We start from the raw sequence: 16,602 nt of genomic DNA, 5'->3' as shown, positions 1-16,602 counted from the left end.
TTTTTTGCTTCAGCTCCAGGTGCGATCCCAGGAATACTCGTCGTCCCAATGATCCGTAGGCCGCCAAATGCCGGTGACACCCGGTTGCAAATGCTGCGAGATCACCTCGTCAACGACATCGTCAATTCCCAGGCCCGGCTTGTCCGGAACGGTGATGAAGCCGTCCTTCACCAGCGGCTTCGGAAGGCCGGTGACGATATCGTCCCACCAGTCAACATCCGCCGAGTGGTATTCGAGCGCCATGAAATTCTCGGTCGCGGTCGCGACATGTGCGGCGGCCATGGCGGCGATTGGACTTTCTGCCATGTGAATCGCCATGGCGACACCATGGTCCTGCGCCATGTCGCCGATCTTCTTGGTCTCCAGGATGCCACCGCTGGTGAGCAGGTCAGGATGGATGACGGAGACGCCGCCGCTCTTGAGCAGCGGCTCGAAGCCCTCCTTGAGGTATATATCCTCGCCAGTGCAGATCGGCACGGTGGTGGCGTCCTGCAGTTGCCGGTATTGCTCGGTATACTGCCATGGGATCACATCCTCGAGCCAGGCTGGCACGTATTTTTCGATTCGCCTGGCGAGGCGAATGCCATTCTGCATCGATATATGACCGATATGGTCTATCGCGAGCGGCACATCCATGCCGATGACCTCTCGAACCTCGGCGATATATTGCTCGAGCAGGTCGAGGCCCTTGTCGGAAAAGTGCAGGCCGGTAAACGGGTGCGGGATGTTGTGCAGATCGTAGGCAGCGTTGCGGAGACGCCGCTCTTCATTGGTTTTGAGGGGCCCGCGACGGGGACTGTCGCGGTATCCTTCCAGTGAGCCGGCAGGAAACACGACCGCACCGGGCACATCCGCGATCTGCATCAGCCCCAGATCCATCTTGAGGAAAGTGAAGCCGAGCTCCATGCGCTGCTTAAGGCGCTTACCGGTCTCGGTACCACTCGGCACGGTGGCATCGGTATCGCAATAGACGCGCACTTTCTCCCGAAACCGGCCGCCGAGCATCTGGTAGATGGGCACGCCATAGGCCTTGCCGGCAAGATCCCACAACGCGATTTCAACTGCCGAAACGCCGCCGCCTTGCCGGCCGTGGCCGCCGAACTGCTTGATCCGGCGAAACAGGCGGTCGATGTCGCACGGGTTTTCGCCAAGCAAGCGGCTCTTCAGCATCAGCGCGTAAGTGGCGCTGGCACCGTCGCGCACCTCGCCAAGCCCGACGATGCCCTGGTTCGTGTAAATCTTGAGCAGGACGGAGGTGAACGGCGCGCCGACAATCTCGGCTACCCGCATGTCGGTAATGCGAAGATCGGACGGCTTGGAATGCGTGTTCACCCGATTGAGCGCCTCGTCGGCTCCATATGCCTCTGGCATGGCTTGTCCTTGTTCTGGTGGGTGCTCGTCGCCGCGCACGCTCGGGCGGCATGGAGCGTTGTTGGCTAGTCGAGTTCTATCTCGTGGTTTTGAAGGTAGTCGCGGTTCATTTCAACGCCGAGGCCAGGCTTGGACGTAAGCTTGAGGCTGCCGTTCGATATATCGAGCGGTCTGTCGATCAGGTGATCGTATTTGCCCAAATTCCACTCCGACGTTTCGAGTTTGTAGAAATTCGGAACGGTCATCATGACCTGTGCTCCCGCAACCACGTTGATCGGCCCTGCGGCGTCATGCGGCGAGACCGGGATGTAATAGGCTTCGCAGAGGGCAGAAATCTTCTTGAGTTCGGTAATGCCGCCGGTCCAGGTGACATCAGGCATGATGTAGTCGGCGAGCTTGTTTTCGAGCACCGGCACGAAATCCCACTTCGTGTGGCCGCGCTCGCCCCACGAGATGGCGGCGCTGACCTTCTCACGGACCTGTTTGAGAGCGTTGAGGCTTTCCGGTGGACACGGCTCCTCGAACCAGTCGATCTGACCGGCTTCCTCGAGGCTGCGACAAAGGCGAATGGCGGTGGGAACATCGAACCGGCCATGAGCATCGATGAGGATATCGACATCCGGGCCTGCCGTTTCGCGGATCAGAGCCGTGAGTTCGGCGGCTTCACGCTCATCCTTACGGGTCATAGTGCCATCGAGATAGCCGTCCCGCTGTTCGCGAGGCAGTCCATCGGCGGTGCGGCCCTGCTGGGGGAAGGGATCGAACTTGAGCGCAGTGTGGCCGGACTCGACGATGTCTCTGATTTCACGGACCACAGCCTCTTTGCTGGTAAACTTGCGCTGATTGGGATGGGTGTAGAGCGCGATTTCATCGCGTACCGGTCCGCCCAACAGCTCATAAATCGGCTTACCCAGGACTTTGCCGCGGATGTCCCAGAGGGCTATGTCAATGGCGCTTACGCATTCGACTGCGGCGCCGCGACTGCCCATGTAGGTGAAGCTGCGGAATATTTTGTGCCACAGATATTCGATACGCCCCGGGTCCTCGCCTGTCACAGCGGCACCGATTTGCCGTAGGATCGTGCAAAGGGCGCGATTGGCAAGCCTTGTCGTGGTAGTGATTTCTCCCCAGCCGCTCACCCCCTCGTCGGTCGTCACTTCGACGAACAGAAACTCTCCCCAATAAGAAGCATCGGATTTGATGAGCCACGGCCGAACGCTGGTGATTTTCATCTCAACTGTCCTATCTGAAGTGGTCGGGATAACGATATTCGAGGTGCAATCTATCCTGCCCGAGCGGCATTACGCGCACGCATGTGTTCGAGGATGTGCCTGCCTGAGCCCTCGACATGGCGTGCAATGAGTTCGCCAGCCTCGTGCGCATTTCCCGCCTTTACATGTGCGATGAGCTCGCGATGTTCGCTAAGGATCGCAGCACGCCGGGCGAGGGTGAAGTTGAAACGTCGGCTCACGGCTCGAAGTACTTCGCGATGCTTCCACCAAAGCTCGGCGGCGTGGCGGTTGTAGTGCTTCTGATACATGACGGTGTGGAAGGCCGTATCCAGCTCGCTGTGCCTGATCGTATCGGCGAAGTCGTTCTCTTCAATCAAGTCTTGGATGCGTTCGAGTTCAGCAATGTCCTCGGCGGTGGCCATATTGACGAACCATCGCGTCAGTGCCGGCTCGATCAAGACGCCTATCTCGTAAATGTCGCGGACAAAATCCTGATCTATGGGCCGGACGCGCGCTCCGCGGTTGGGAACGAAGGTGACAAAGCCCTCCCCGCGCAGCAGCTGCAGAGCCTCGCGCACAGGGTTGGTGGAGGTGCCGTGGCGCCGGGCGAGATCGGTGATAATGAGCCGTTCGTTGGCAGCGAGCCGCCCTTCGATGATGTCCTCCCTGATCAATTGATAAACCGAGGCGCCCTCGCTGGAGGCCCCGATAGCATCGATCCCGTCGGGTGGCTGCGCTCTAAAATCATCTGTCTCGGCCAAGATTGTCCCCAATCAATACACACATTGCTCGGATATCATGCAAGGCTGGCGTAAACAATGTACGATTTCTTTTATTGACAGGCAATCTGTGATCTGGAAACGTATGATAAGGTCGAAGGGATACATTAGAGGGGAAATCCCGCGACCGGGGAGCAAAGACCGCTCGCTCTGACGCAGAGCGGCATGGGAGAAAACCTGGGAGGTTACCTATGACGAGGATTTCACTCGGCAATGCCGTATTGCGTGGGACTGTATCCACCGCTTTGATGGTATCGTTGATGTCCGCATCGGCGCTGGGAGCGTCGCTCGACCTGAGCAAATGGTCGCCGCAATATGTGCGCTCAATTGCCGGCACGCAGGATTTTGACACGGCGGCCGATTGCGCCAAAGTCACGCCGCTCGACTACAAGGGGCGACTGACATTCTGGTATCAGGGTGTGTTCGAGGGCGATCCCGACCTCCTGCGCCAGTATTACAAGGACTTCTTCGCGACCTTCCGCAAAACCTATCCAAACATCCAGCTTGAGGAACAGGCCCTCACCTATAACGACCTGCTGGACAAGTTCCGGACCGCCCTTCTTGGCAATGCTGCGCCCATGGCGGTCCGCCTGCAGATCCTGGGCGGCACCGAATTCGCCTCAAAGGGCTATCTGCAGCCACTCAAACCCGAGGATGTAGGGTATTCGACCGAGGATTTCTGGCCTGGCGCAATGAAGGCTGTAACCTGGAAGGGGGTGACCTACGGCATCCCCACCAACAATGAGACGATGGCCTTCATCTGGAACGCTGACATCTTCAAGCGCGCAGGCCTCGATCCGGACAAGGCTCCGGCAACATGGGACGACGTCGTCAAATATTCCAAGCAGATCCACGACAAGCTCGGCATTGCCGGTTACGGCCTCGTGGCTCGCAAGAATGCCGGCAATACGCCGTACCGCTTCATGCCGCAGCTGTGGGCCTATGGCGGCGGCGTCTTCGATGAAGCCGCTGCCAACCCGACCTATCAGGAAGTCGAGCTCAATAGTCCGCAGAGCAAGGCGGCATTACAAGCCTCCTACGATATGTATGTTCGCGACAAGTCGGTTCCGGTTTCGGCGCTCACCAACCAGCAGGCCGACAACCAGCCCCTCTTCCTCGCCGGCCAGCTCGGCATGATGATCTCGCATCCGTCCGACTACAACGTCATGCTCGACCTGCAGAAGAAGGCGACGGATACAGACAAGGTGAAAGCACAGACCGTCATCGACAACATGCGCTATGGCCTCATTCCGACCGGCCCCGACGGAAAGCGTGCCGTCGTGTTTGGCGGCTCCAACATTCACATCCTGAAGCCCGAATATGTCGAGGGCGGCAAGGTAGACGAGCCGGCTGCAAAGGCTATGGTCTGCATGTGGACGAGCCCCGAATGGTCGCTGAAGATGGCCTATGCCGGCTCGAACCCGGGAAACCTTAACGGCTTCAAGACCAAATGGATGAAAGAACGGCTTGATAGTATCAAGTTCCTTGATGTCACTACGTCGATGCTGCCATACGGCATCCCGTTCCCGGCGCTGCCACAGTCCCCCGAGATCATGAACATCATCATCCCGGACATGCTGCAGAATGCTCTGACAGGAGCCATGACCGTCGACCAAGCCGCGGACGACGCAGCCAAGAAGGTAAAAAGCCTGATGGACGGCGGACTCTAGTCCAGGCCTGACGATCTGACCGGCTGCGCCTCGATAGCAGCCGGTTTCTTCCGAAGAACAAGGGCAGGGTACAGTGACGATCTTGACTGGGAAGGCCGAGGCTCGCCGAAGACTGCAACCCGATGGGTTCGGCACGCTACGAAAGATTTGGGAGCATCGCGCTGACTACGCGTACGTGCTTCCTGCGATCGCCGTGATGCTCATCGTCATTGCCTACCCTATCTACTACACGATCGAGCTATCTTTCTTTAATACACCACCTGGCCTGCAGCTCCGGGACAAGATTTTCGTCGGCTTCGACAATTACGTCGCCATCCTCACAAGTCCGGTGTTCTGGACGGTCACCTCGAACACTCTTATCTGGACACTGGGATCCACGTTCATCTCATTTGTCCTCGGGTTTGCCAGCGCTCTGGCGCTCCATCGCGACTTTCTCGGCCGTGGCATCCTGCGCGCCGTCCTGATCATTCCCTGGGTCATTAGCGCAGTCGCCGCTTCCTATATCTGGAAGTGGATCTACCATTCGGACTTCGGGATCATTGGCGCGGTGTTGGTCGGCCTCGGATGGGCCGACCGGCCGCCGAATTTCATCGACAGTGTCAGCACGGTGCTGCCCTCGCTGATCGTCGTCAATATCTGGCGAGAGTTTCCGTTTGCCATGATCATGATGATGGCTGGCCTGCAAACGGTTCCCGACCAGTTGCTGCGCGCCGCCAAAGTCGACGGAGCCAATGCATGGCAGCGGTTCTGGCACGTTACCTTTCCGCACCTGAGAAACGTCTCGACGGTGACGATCCTTCTCTTGGCAGTGGCCAACTTCAATTCTTTCATCATCCCCTGGATCATGACCGGCGGCGGACCGTCGAACGCGTCGCATATCTGGATCACCCACATCTATGAACTCGCCTTCGGCCGCCAGCGCTGGGGGGTGGCAGCCGCCTATTCGGTGCTCTTGTTCCTGATCCTGATGTCGCTCGGCTACTTCTACGTCCGTGCCCTGACCGGCAACGAGCAGAAGGAGGGGAGCGAATGAGCACGATTGCCGGGACTGCCGATCGTGACCAGGCGCCTCGCCGCATACGCATCGATGGATGGCGGTGGGGCGGACGCATCTTCCTTGTGTTCATGCTGCTTTACACCGCGTTACCGATGGTCTGGATGCTGAGCACCTCGATCAAGTCCGGCTTTGCGGCCATGCAATTCCCGCCGCAATTGTGGCCGGACCAACCCACGCTCGCCAGCTACCAGAAGCTGCTCGATCCGCAAAACAGTGTCGGCCAGGACTTCCTGCGCTTCTTCTGGAATAGCCTTTTCGTCTCCACAGCCACGACCATCCTTTCGGTGATCGTGGCAGTTCCTGCGGCCTACGCGTTTTCCCGCTTCACCTTTCCGGGCCGGAACTTTCTGTTCTTCGCGGTCTTGCTTCGGAACATGTTCCCGGCAGTGATCTTTCTCGTGCCGCTCTTCATCCTGATGCGCGCGATCGGGCTGGTGAACACGCATGGGTCGCTCATCCTCACCTACCTTACATTCGGCCTGCCGCTGGCAATCTGGCTCCTCAAGGGTTTCTACGACAACATTCCGGTGCAACTCGAGCAGGCGGCGCGCATCGACGGGGCGACGCGGTTCCAGGCCTTCGTCCTGATCGTGATGCCGCTCTCGGCGCCAGGTATCATCGCCACGGCGATCTATTCCTTCATCGGCGCATGGAACGAATATATCTACGCCTACACCTTCCTCTCCAAGAACGAGCAATTGACATTGCCGGTCGGCATCCAGCGCTTCTTCTCGGAAAATACAACGGACTTTCCGGGTCTGATGGCGGCCAGCTTCATGATGAGCGTGCCCGTCGTGGTCCTGTTCCTCGTCCTGCAACGATACTTCGTACGGGCGCTTACGGAAGGCGCAGTCAAGCACTAGGGGAGTTGCCGTGGCCCACGTGGTCCTCAAAAATCTGGTCAAGACCTATGGCAGCTTCAAAGCTGTCAACGACGTTTCGCTGACGGTCAACGACGGCGAATTTGTAGCGCTCGTCGGCCCTTCAGGCTGCGGCAAGACAACCACACTCAATCTTGTGGCGGGGCTCATCCCCACCACATCTGGCGACATCGTCATCGGAGACCGGGTGGTCAACGATCTCGACCCCAAGGACCGGGACATCGCAATGGTGTTCCAGAACTATGCGCTCTATCCGCAGAAATCGGTCTACAAAAATCTGGCGTTCCCGCTGCAGATGCGCAAACTGCCTAGGGACGAGATCGACAAGAAGGTCAAGGAAGCAGCGCGCGTGCTCGACATGACGCAGCTGCTCGAGCGCAAGCCACGCGAACTTTCGGGCGGTCAACAGCAGCGCGTGGCTCTCGGCCGTGCCCTCGTTCGCGATCCTGCAGTCTTCCTGATGGATGAACCGCTCTCCAACCTCGACGCAAAGCTGCGCGTGCAGATGCGGTCGGAGATCAAGCGTTTCCACCAGGACCTCAAGGCAACGATCATCTACGTGACGCACGACCAGCTCGAAGCCGTAACCATGGCCGACAGGATGGCGGTGATGAATGGCGGCTACCTGCAGCAATACGATTCACCGGCGCAGGTCTTTGCCCACCCCGTGAATATGTTCGTCGCCAGCTTCGTCGGCAGCCCGGCGATGAGCCTTGTTCCGCTGGAGGCATCAACGGCAGACGGCAGCAATGTGCTGACCAGCGCAGAGGGCTGGCGCCTCGAGCTCTCGCCACACAACGCTCGGAAGGTCGCGAGGGCAACAACCAGGAAAGTCGTGCTCGGCGCGCGTCACTCGACGATCAAGCTGCACAAGAGCGCGGTGCCTGGAAGCGTTCCAGCCAAGGCCTATACGGTGGAGCCGACCGGAGACGTCACCTTCGTACAGGCGTTCCTATCCGGCGCCATCGTCAATGTCAGCGTGCCGCCGACCATTGCCGTCGCGCCGGACGAACAGATTTGGCTCGAATTCGATCAGGAGCGGATGCATCTGTTCGACGGCGAAACTGAAATGGCCCTCAAGGCCAGCTGAGATCCAGCGGATGCGTGCAAAACGAGGGCGTGGATGACGTCGAAGCTTAAGATCACCGCGATCAAGCCCTATCCAGTATGGGTGGGGACGCGCAACCAGATGCTGGTCAAGGTGGAGACAGACAGCGGCATTTTCGGCTGGGGCGAGAGCGGCTTGAGCGGCCGCGAGAAGGCCGTGGCCGGCGCGATCGAGCACTATCGCGAGTTTCTCATCGGCCGTGACCCGATGCAGATTGGCCGGATCTGGCAAGAGATTTATCGCAGCCAATATTTCGAAGGCGGGCGTGTTCTGCAGGCGGCGATTTCCGCCATCGACATTGCCCTTCACGACATCAAGGGCAAGGCGCTAGGAGTGCCGGCCTACGACCTGTTGGGCGGCAAGCAGCGCGACCGCATTCCCACCTTCGCCTCGACGGGTGACGAGGCCGAGGGCGATGTCGCCATCGAACGAGCTCGCGAACTGCGCGCACAAGGATGGCAGGCGATCCGCTTCTTCCCTATCGGTCAGAACAGCAAGGACGTGTTTGAGCCGCGAGAGTCGATCGGCGCGACCGCAACCATGCTGAACAAGGCGCGGGAGGCGCTGGGCGACGACGTCGTTCTCGGCATCGACTATCATCATCGCCTGTCGGTGGCAGAGGCGGCGAGTTTCTGTAACAAACTCAGCCGTGGCGTGCTTGATTTCCTCGAGGAGCCGATACGAGACGAGACGCCCCAGGCCTACGAATCCCTGCGCACGATGACCGACATCCCGTTCGCCATCGGCGAGGAATTTGCCAGCAAGTGGCAATTTCTGCCCTACATCGAGCGTGGCATCCATCAATTCAACCGGCTCGATATTTGCAATGTTGGCGGGCTCACCGAAGCGATGAAAGTCGCTGGCTGGAGCGAGGCGCACTATGTGGACCTGATGCCGCACAATCCCCTCGGCCCGGTCTGCACGGCCGCGACAATCCATTTCGCCGCCGCGGTAGCGAATTTCGCCTGGCTCGAGACCAGGGCGCCCGAAGCAAAGCTCGGCTTCGATAATTCCGACTTCTTCCCCGTGCAGCCACGCCTCGACGGTCCCGACTATCCGGTCAGTGACCTGCCGGGGCTTGGCGTCGAGGTCAACGAAGAGGCGGTCAAGGCGGAGAGCTTTCGTTTCTGGGAAGCGCCTCACCTGAAACGCCGCGACGGTTCTGTCACAAACTGGTAGTTACATCCACCGGAGCCTAAAATGACGCATACGCCCGACATTACACGACCGCCCAAAGAACTGATCGACGCTTTGAAGGAAATCGGCGCCGCGACGGTCTCCGGCACGCTTGGCCACATGGGCTTCCGCAATCCGCACATGGTCGGTCCCGTGCCGCAGAATCGTGGAAAGTCGATCGTCGGGCCGGCCCTGACACTACAATTCATGCCGCAGCGACCGGACCTCTTCACCGAGGGGGAATATGCCAATCCGGAGACGCAGTTGCATCGCCATGTGCTTTATCACGCGCAGGAGGGCGACGTTGTCGTTGTCGACGCGCGCGGCGACATGAGCTCGGGCGTCTTCGGCGATATGATGTCGACCTATTTCAAGGGCAGAGGCGGCGCAGGCATCGTGATCGATGGGTGCATGCGCGATCGGCCCAATGTCGAGAAGCTGGATCTCCCTCTGTGGCTGCGCGGCTGGACGCCCAACTATCATGTGCAGACCGGCATCTATCCCAACGCCGTCAACGTCCCCATTGCCTGCGGCGGTGTCACCGTGATCCCTGGAGACATTATCGTCGCCGACGATGATGGGGTGGTCGTCGTTCCAGTCGCAATGGCCTCGAAGGTAATCGAGGAATCGCAAAAGCATCACGAGTGGGAGGAGTTCTCGCGAGCGAAGCTTATGGAGGGTGGATCGTTGCAGCGCTACTATCCGCTGCATAACGATGCCCGTGGAGAATACGAAGAGTGGCGTAAAGCAAACCGCTTGGGAACAACTTAGCCAGATCGCCCAAGGCGGGTGAATTTTCCGGATATGGCCGGCGTTCATGGGGGTTCCGAGGCATGACCGCCGCCGCGTTCGTAAGGATACCGCGCCTTGCAGGTTGGAATATCCAGAGTTGGCTATCTTGCCCAGGAGTCGACGGATGTCGCGACCGAAAACCAGGAATTTTTAAGAGAACCGATTAAAAAGGCGCCGAAACAGGCTCCGCTTGACGACGACTTGCGGTTCTTCGAGGACCGTCTCCTTGGGCAAAGACAGCAAATCGGCAGCTCGATCACTCAGCGACGCAACATCAACACCTTCCGCCGAAAGCTCCACCCAGATCGCTGCGCCATCCGGTCCAACGACCTCGTATCTATGGACTCGAGCGTGAAGGATAAGCTGACGAGCTTTCAATGCAGCGGTTTCGGCATCTTCAGCTTCTACGAGTACTGGGTGCGGCGTGATCTTGAAATAGGACATCCGCCTCTTCTACGAGTGTTTGCAGCTCGGCTTCAAGTGCAGGCGTAAGCTGTCATTCGTCCTTCAGATGCGCTGGTCATCTTGGTAGGCCCTGCGGGCGCCGACTGTGAGTTGTCAGATACGGCCACGACGCGCTTGCCATCGGCAAGCGGCGATGCCTCCAACACTGGAATGCGAGGTCAGATGCGAAATCCTCTGTGCTTTCAGACGTTCTGGTGACGTCATCAATCGTCTCACATTTCGCCCTTGACAGTCACACCGTAGATACTGTTTATACGCATTAGCTGCTAATACGCATTAGCAATCAAAGGAAGATGGGGGAAGTATCCGTGGCAGGCACTAAGCGCTTGACGCAGCATGATATTGCGAAACTAGCCGGCGTCAGCCAGGCAACAGTTTCGCTTGTGCTAAACGGTGCACCGACGGCCTTGGCGCGCATTCCCGAGGAGACGCGCGAGCGCGTCCAGGAGGTCATTCGCAAGACGGGATATGTCGCCGATCCAATCGCTCGTCGGATGGCCAAGGGTCTCAATCGCATTCTCGGTGTTTTCACCTACGAGCCGGCCTTTCCGAGCGAGCAGGCGGACTTCTTTGCGCCTTTCCTGCTTGGTATCGAGGAAGAGGCACAAGTGCAGAATTACGACCTGCTCCTCCTGACCGGCGCCGGTGTCGGCCGTGAGCGCAAGATCTTTGCCGACGGCAACCGGCTGCGCATCGCCGATGGCTGCCTCGTCCTCGGTCGTGAATTCGATCGGGCCGAACTCAAGCGGCTTGTAACGGGCGATTACCCATTCGTGGCGATCGGCCGACGTGAGGACGCTGGCGGGCCTGTTCCTTACGTCGGCGGCGATTACGCTAGCGCCACGCGGACCTTGGTCGAAAAGGCGTTCGCACTCGGACATGAGCGGCTTGCCTTCATCGGTCCAAGCGGATCAGCCGAGTCCATCGTCGATCGCTGGCGCGGTTTTTCGCACGCGATAACGGGAAGAGTGGAACTGGTTTTGCACGTGGACGAGGTCGGCCGGAGCGCCGTCGAGACACTCGATGCGATTGTCGCAAGCAGCGCGACGGCAGTGTTCTTCGTCGAATTGGCCGATGCGGTGCGTGTCGAGGCGGCCGCACGCGAACGCGGCCTGTCCATTCCTGGCGATTTCTCGGCCGTGGTGCTCGGCAGCCATGTCCGGGCAGAGCGCAGCCACGTGCAGTTCACCTCGTTCAACATTCCGCGTGAGGAAATGGGGCGGCAAGCGACCGCGATGCTGGTGCGCCGCATCGAGGGTGCCGCGCCCGTCGAACAAATTCTTCTGACCTGCGAACCCGTCGAGGGCCAAACCCTCGGACCAGCAAAGAAACGGACCTGAAAACGTGACAGACATGGCAGCAAAAGAGATGCGTGCAGATATTCTGGTGGTGGGCGGCGGCCTCGGCGGCGTTGCGGCTGCGCTCGGCGCCTGCAGAGCCGGCAAGAGCGTCATCATGACCGAGGAATTCGACTGGATCGGCGGTCAATCGACGAGCCAGGCCGTGCCTTCTGACGAGCATACCTGGGTCGAGCAATTCGGTATCACGCGCTCCTATCGCCGCCTGCGCAATGGCGTGCGGCAATATTATCGCGACAATTATCCGCTGACTGAGGGCGCCCGCGCCTGGAGCGATCTCAATCCTGGCGGCGGCTGGGTGAGCCGCATCTGCGCCGAGCCGCGCGTCACCTTGGCGGTGATGGAGGCGATGCTGATGCCCTATCGCGGCGCCGGCAGACTAATGGTGCTGCAGCCCTACCGTCCAGTCTCGGCAGACGTCGAAGGTGACAGCGTGCGCTCCATCACTGTGCGTCATCGCGATAGCGACCGCGAGATCGTCATTTCGGCCTCCTACATTCTTGACGCCACCGAACTCGGCGACCTGCTGCCGATGACCGGCACCGACTATGTCAAAGGCTTCGAGGCGCAGTCCGACACCGGCGAACCGAGCGCCCCTTCCGAAGCCCAGCCGGACAATGTCCAGGCGGTCTCGGTCTGCTTTGCCGTCGATTGCGTTGACGGCGACCAGACGATCGACAAGCCTGACAATTATGACTACTGGCGCAAGTATCAGCCACATTTCTGGGGTGGTCCGCTGCTCGGTTTCACTGCGCCGCACCCTCGCACGCTGGAATTCACCACGCGCAGCTTCACGCCTAATGTCGATGACAACCCGCTGCTTGTCGATGCCGACCAACGCAAGGGCGGCGGTGATGAAAATCTCTGGCTCTTCCGCCGCATCGCGGCGCGGGGCAATTTTCAGCCTGGCTTCTACCAGTCCGACATCTGCTTCGTGAACTGGCCGATGATCGATTACATGGACGGAACCATCATCGACGTGTCCGAGGAAGACAAGGCGCGGCATCTGAAATCGGCGGCCGATCTTTCCTATTCCGTCTTCTATTGGCTGCAGACCGAAGCGCCACGCATCGATGGTGGGCAGGGTTACAAGGGCTTGCGGCTTCGCGGCGATATCACCGGCACAGAGCACGGCCTCGCCATGGCGCCCTATATCCGTGAAAGCCGCCGCATCAAGCCGGTCACCCGTATCACCGAACAGGATCTCTCCTATGCGGTGCGCGGCGACAAGGGCGCGGTCAGCTATCGCGACAGCATCGGCATCGGCATGTACCGCATCGACCTGCACCCCTCGACTGGCGGCGACAACTATATCGATGTGCCATCCTGCCCCTTCGAGATCCCGCTTGGCGCCCTGCTGCCGCAGCGCATGACGAACCTGATTGCGGCCGGCAAGAATATCGGCACCACCCACATCACCAATGGCTGCTACCGCCTGCACCCGGTCGAATGGAACATCGGCGAAGCGGCCGGCATGCTGGCCGCCCACTGCCTCGACAAGGGGCTCAAGCCTCATCAGGTCCAGGAAAACAACGCGCATCTCCACGATTTTCAGAAGGAACTCGTCCGGGAAGGCATCGAGATCCGCTGGCCGGTCATCTCCGCCTACTGAGGCGTCATCAGCATAACCAAACTTTGGAGGAGGAACGGGAATGAACAGGAACAGAAGACTGAAATCGGCAATGGCGGCACTTGCACTGACGGTGCCGCTCGCCTGGAGCGGTATCGTCAGTGCTGAAGACGCCGTCAACCTGCGCATGACCATCTGGAGCGCAGCAGAACCGCATCTGAAGCTTTTCAACGAGATCGCGGCCAACTTCAAGAAAGATCATCCGAACGTCACCGTGACCTTCGAGTCGCTGCCGTTCGACACCTATACGACGGCGCTCACCACCCAGATCGCCGGCGGCAATGCGCCTGACATGGCCTGGATCTTCGAAACGGCCGCCTATGACTTCGTCAATTCCGGCGCGCTCTATCCGCTCACCGACACGCTTAAGGCAGCACCGGGTTACAATCTCGACGAAGTGAGCACGACGGCGACCGAGCGCTGGCAGAAGGACGGCACGCTCTATGCCTACCCCTTCTCCACCTCGCCCTTCGGCGTTTTCGTCAACAATGACGTGATCAAGGCAGCTGGCGCCAAGACGCCCGCCGAAATGATCGCTACCGGCGAATGGACCTGGGACAACGCGATTGCAACAGCTTCCGCCGTCGGCAAGACTGGCAAGGGCGGCCTGATCGTCCGCGACTTCAACTATCAGATGTGGCAGAACCTCGCATCGATCTGGAACGGCTTTGGTGCTGCACCCTGGAGCGCCGACGGTAAGACCTGCACGATGACCGAAAAGCCGATGGTCGATGCGGTCAACTTCATCCATGACGCGATCTTCGACAAGAAGGCGATGCCCGGCCCTGGCGAAAATGTCGATTTCTTCGCCGGCAATGCTGCCATGACCATCACCCAGATCAGCCGCGCATCGCTCCTGCCGAAGGAGAAGCCCTTCTCCTGGGATCTGGTGCCGCTGCCCAAGGGACCTGCTGGCGATTATGCGCTGATCGGCCAGGCCGGTATCGGCGTCATGCAATCGGGGAAGAACGCCAAGACAGCCGCGGAATTCGTCGCCTATATGACAAACCCGGAAAACTCGGCCAAGCTCAGCCAGTTCTTCCCCTCTGCCCGCAAATCGCTGCTCAACGCGGAAGTGCTGAAGAAGACCAATCCGCTGCTCAGCCAGGAGCAGATCGATAAGGTCGTCATTGCCGGCATTGCGACCGGCAAGGTGATCCCTGGCCATACAGGCTTTGCCCAGATCCAGCAGACCGTACGCTCCGGCCTTGACGCCGTCTGGCGCCCGGATGCCGATGTTGCCGGCACGCTCAAGACGGTCTGCGGTCAGATCGGCCCGCTGCTCAAGCGCTGAGGAGACAAAGGATGGCTGTCGCACAAGACAACGCAACACCGGAGGGCCGGTCCTCGTCGCCGTTCTGGACGGTTGCGCGGCGCGACAGCCTTGCCGGCTTCCTGTTCATCGCTCCGCAGCTGATCGGCATAATCATCTTCGTGCTGGTCCCGCTCGGTCTCGTCTTTTGGTATTCGCTGCACGAGTGGAACGTGCTCGCCAATACGTTCACCTATACGGGCGCGCAGAACTACCAGATGCTCATCGAGGACCCGAACCTGGTGCAGGTGCTGGGCTCGACCGCGATCTTCTCCGCCGGGCTCGTGGTACTCAACCTGTCGCTAGCCTTGTTGCTCGCGGTCCTGTTGAACCAGAAGCTTGCAGGCATTACCATCTTCCGGACGCTGTTCTTCTCGCCGGTGGTCGTGTCGCTTGTGGCCTGGACGATCGTCTGGGGATTCCTGTTACAGAAGAATGGCGGCATCAACGGCATGCTACAGCTTTTCGGGGTCGAGGGACCGAACTGGCTGCGCAGTGAAACCACAGCGATGATCTCGGTCATCATCGTCCAGGTGTTCAAGAATGTCGGCCTCAACATGATCCTGTTTCTCGCGGCCCTCCAGGGCGTACCGAACGAACTCTACGAGGCGGCCCGCATCGATGGTGCTCCGCGCTTCAAACAGTTCCGCCGCATCACCCTGCCGCTGATCAGCCCGACCATCCTCCTGACGTCGATCATCACCATCGTCGGATCGCTGCAGGTCTTCGCGCAGATCGCAGTGTTGACGCAGGGCGGGCCAGGCCTCTCGACGACGGTGCTCGTCTACTATCTCTACCAGCAGGCCTTCCAGTTCCATTTCTTCGGCTACGGTTCGACATTGTCGATCCTGCTCTTCCTGATCGTCGCGCTACTGACCTTCGCCCAGTGGCAATTGCGCAAGAGGATCGTATTTTATGAAAGCTGAGATCTCTCCGCGCATGAAGGTTTTTCTTTACGGGCTGATGTGCGTGCTGCTCATCCCCTTCGTCTTCCCGACCTGGTGGATGGTCACCTCCTCCGTGAAGCCGATCAGCGATATTTTCGCCTTCCCGCCGCAGATCGTGCCGCAGAGCTATGACTGGACGACCTATAGCAAGGTCTTTGAGCTGCAGCCGTTCGTGACGCAATACTGGAATTCTGCCTATATCGCCGCCATCGTAACGATCGGCACGATGATCGTCTCATCGATGGCCGGCTACGCGTTTGCTCGTATCAAGTTTCCCTTCGCCAACACGATCTTCATGATCGTGCTGCTCGGGCTATTGATCCCTTCGGAAGTGACGATCGTGCCGCTCTTCCAGATGTTCCTGAAGGCCGGCATGGTCAACACGCATTGGCCACTGATCCTGGTGCCGATCTTTGGTGCGCCGAGCGTCTTTGCCACATTCGTCATGCGGCAGTTTTTCGTCACGCTGCCGGCCGAGCTGGAAGAGGCGGCACGCGTCGACGGCCTTGGACGTTTCAAGATCTTCCGCAAAATCGCTCTGCCGCTTGCAAGGCCGGCGCTGGCTTCGGTGGCGATCTTCACCTTCCTGCATTCCTGGAACCTCTACCTGGAGCCGATCGTGTTCCTGTCGAGCGCGGACAAGTTCACTCTGCCCCAGGCGCTTACCCAATATACCGATGCCTATGGCGGGCCGATGTGGAACATCCAGCTCGCTGCCGCAACGCTGACGGCACTACCCGTCCTCATCGTCTTCATCATCGCGCAGAAGCATTTCGTCGAAGGGCTCGCGCATACCGGCCTCAAGGGCTGAAGAACCGGATTTT

At 59.4% G+C, this 16,602-nt stretch carries 15 protein-coding genes; 11 read left to right on the top strand and 4 right to left on the bottom strand.

What is annotated here, in order from left to right:
- Window positions 1-9: 9 nt before the first annotated feature.
- The 3 genes from EV281_RS23620 to EV281_RS23610 form a co-directional block, all read right to left on the bottom strand.
- Window positions 10-1,371 (bottom strand): mandelate racemase/muconate lactonizing enzyme family protein, encoded by a 1,362-nt coding sequence (locus EV281_RS23620; RefSeq protein ID WP_132656685.1) that lies wholly within the window; start codon window positions 1,369-1,371, stop codon window positions 10-12.
- Between the two features lie 65 nt (window positions 1,372-1,436).
- Window positions 1,437-2,603: a mandelate racemase/muconate lactonizing enzyme family protein gene (locus EV281_RS23615; RefSeq protein ID WP_132656684.1), complete on the bottom strand. Its 1,167-nt coding sequence runs from the start codon at window positions 2,601-2,603 to the stop codon at window positions 1,437-1,439.
- A 50-nt stretch (window positions 2,604-2,653) separates the two neighbouring features.
- Window positions 2,654-3,364 (bottom strand): GntR family transcriptional regulator, encoded by a 711-nt coding sequence (locus EV281_RS23610; protein ID WP_132656683.1) that lies wholly within the window; start codon window positions 3,362-3,364, stop codon window positions 2,654-2,656.
- Window positions 3,365-3,573: 209 nt separating this feature from the next.
- Between EV281_RS23610 and EV281_RS23605 the strand changes: the two genes are divergently transcribed.
- From EV281_RS23605 to EV281_RS23580, 6 genes are all read left to right on the top strand, one after another.
- Entirely contained in the window at window positions 3,574-5,052 is a 1,479-nt protein-coding gene (locus tag EV281_RS23605) for a sugar ABC transporter substrate-binding protein (protein ID WP_132656682.1), read from the top strand.
- Window positions 5,053-5,125: 73 nt separating this feature from the next.
- Window positions 5,126-6,085: a sugar ABC transporter permease gene (locus tag EV281_RS23600; protein WP_132656681.1), complete on the top strand. Its 960-nt coding sequence runs from the start codon at window positions 5,126-5,128 to the stop codon at window positions 6,083-6,085.
- Window positions 6,082-6,972, top strand: a complete 891-nt coding sequence (locus tag EV281_RS23595) for a carbohydrate ABC transporter permease (RefSeq protein WP_132656680.1) — start codon at window positions 6,082-6,084, stop codon at window positions 6,970-6,972. Before EV281_RS23600 ends, EV281_RS23595 begins: the two co-directional genes overlap by 4 nt.
- A gap of 10 nt (window positions 6,973-6,982) precedes the next feature.
- On the top strand, window positions 6,983-8,080 hold the full coding sequence (locus tag EV281_RS23590; protein ID WP_132656679.1) for an ABC transporter ATP-binding protein: 1,098 nt from the start codon (window positions 6,983-6,985) through the stop codon (window positions 8,078-8,080).
- A 33-nt stretch (window positions 8,081-8,113) separates the two neighbouring features.
- Window positions 8,114-9,277, top strand: coding sequence for a mandelate racemase/muconate lactonizing enzyme family protein (locus tag EV281_RS23585; RefSeq protein WP_132656678.1), 1,164 nt, complete (start codon window positions 8,114-8,116; stop codon window positions 9,275-9,277).
- A 21-nt stretch (window positions 9,278-9,298) separates the two neighbouring features.
- Complete coding sequence (locus tag EV281_RS23580; protein WP_132656677.1) at window positions 9,299-10,045, top strand: ribonuclease activity regulator RraA; 747 nt, start codon at window positions 9,299-9,301, stop codon at window positions 10,043-10,045.
- A 171-nt stretch (window positions 10,046-10,216) separates the two neighbouring features.
- Here EV281_RS23580 and EV281_RS23575 read toward each other — a convergent pair whose 3' ends face one another.
- The gene (locus EV281_RS23575; RefSeq protein ID WP_132656676.1) at window positions 10,217-10,510 is read right to left on the bottom strand and encodes a hypothetical protein; all 294 of its coding nucleotides are present in this window, start codon (window positions 10,508-10,510) and stop codon (window positions 10,217-10,219) included.
- A gap of 329 nt (window positions 10,511-10,839) precedes the next feature.
- Between EV281_RS23575 and EV281_RS23570 the strand changes: the two genes are divergently transcribed.
- Genes EV281_RS23570 through EV281_RS23550 form a run of 5 tightly spaced genes read left to right on the top strand, consistent with a single transcriptional unit; the run spans window position 10,840 to window position 16,589 of the window.
- Window positions 10,840-11,871 carry a LacI family DNA-binding transcriptional regulator gene (locus EV281_RS23570; RefSeq protein ID WP_132656675.1) on the top strand — a complete coding sequence of 344 codons (1,032 nt, stop codon included), beginning with the start codon at window positions 10,840-10,842 and terminating at the stop codon, window positions 11,869-11,871.
- 28 nt (window positions 11,872-11,899) lie between these two features.
- A complete protein-coding gene (locus EV281_RS23565; protein ID WP_132656848.1) occupies window positions 11,900-13,501 on the top strand; it encodes an FAD-dependent oxidoreductase in 1,602 nt (533 codons plus the stop codon).
- A gap of 40 nt (window positions 13,502-13,541) precedes the next feature.
- Complete coding sequence (locus tag EV281_RS23560; protein ID WP_132656674.1) at window positions 13,542-14,813, top strand: sugar ABC transporter substrate-binding protein; 1,272 nt, start codon at window positions 13,542-13,544, stop codon at window positions 14,811-14,813.
- Window positions 14,814-14,824: 11 nt separating this feature from the next.
- The gene (locus EV281_RS23555; protein ID WP_132656673.1) at window positions 14,825-15,757 is read left to right on the top strand and encodes a sugar ABC transporter permease; all 933 of its coding nucleotides are present in this window, start codon (window positions 14,825-14,827) and stop codon (window positions 15,755-15,757) included.
- Window positions 15,747-16,589: a carbohydrate ABC transporter permease gene (locus tag EV281_RS23550; RefSeq protein ID WP_132656672.1), complete on the top strand. Its 843-nt coding sequence runs from the start codon at window positions 15,747-15,749 to the stop codon at window positions 16,587-16,589. Before EV281_RS23555 ends, EV281_RS23550 begins: the two co-directional genes overlap by 11 nt.
- The last annotated feature ends 13 nt before the right edge of the window (window positions 16,590-16,602 follow it).

The organism is Rhizobium sp. BK418 (genome assembly GCF_004341105.1).
Lineage (GTDB): Bacteria > Pseudomonadota > Alphaproteobacteria > Rhizobiales > Rhizobiaceae > Rhizobium.
Note: the sequence above shows the minus strand (reverse complement) of the source record. Positions and strands in the feature narration are given on the sequence as shown.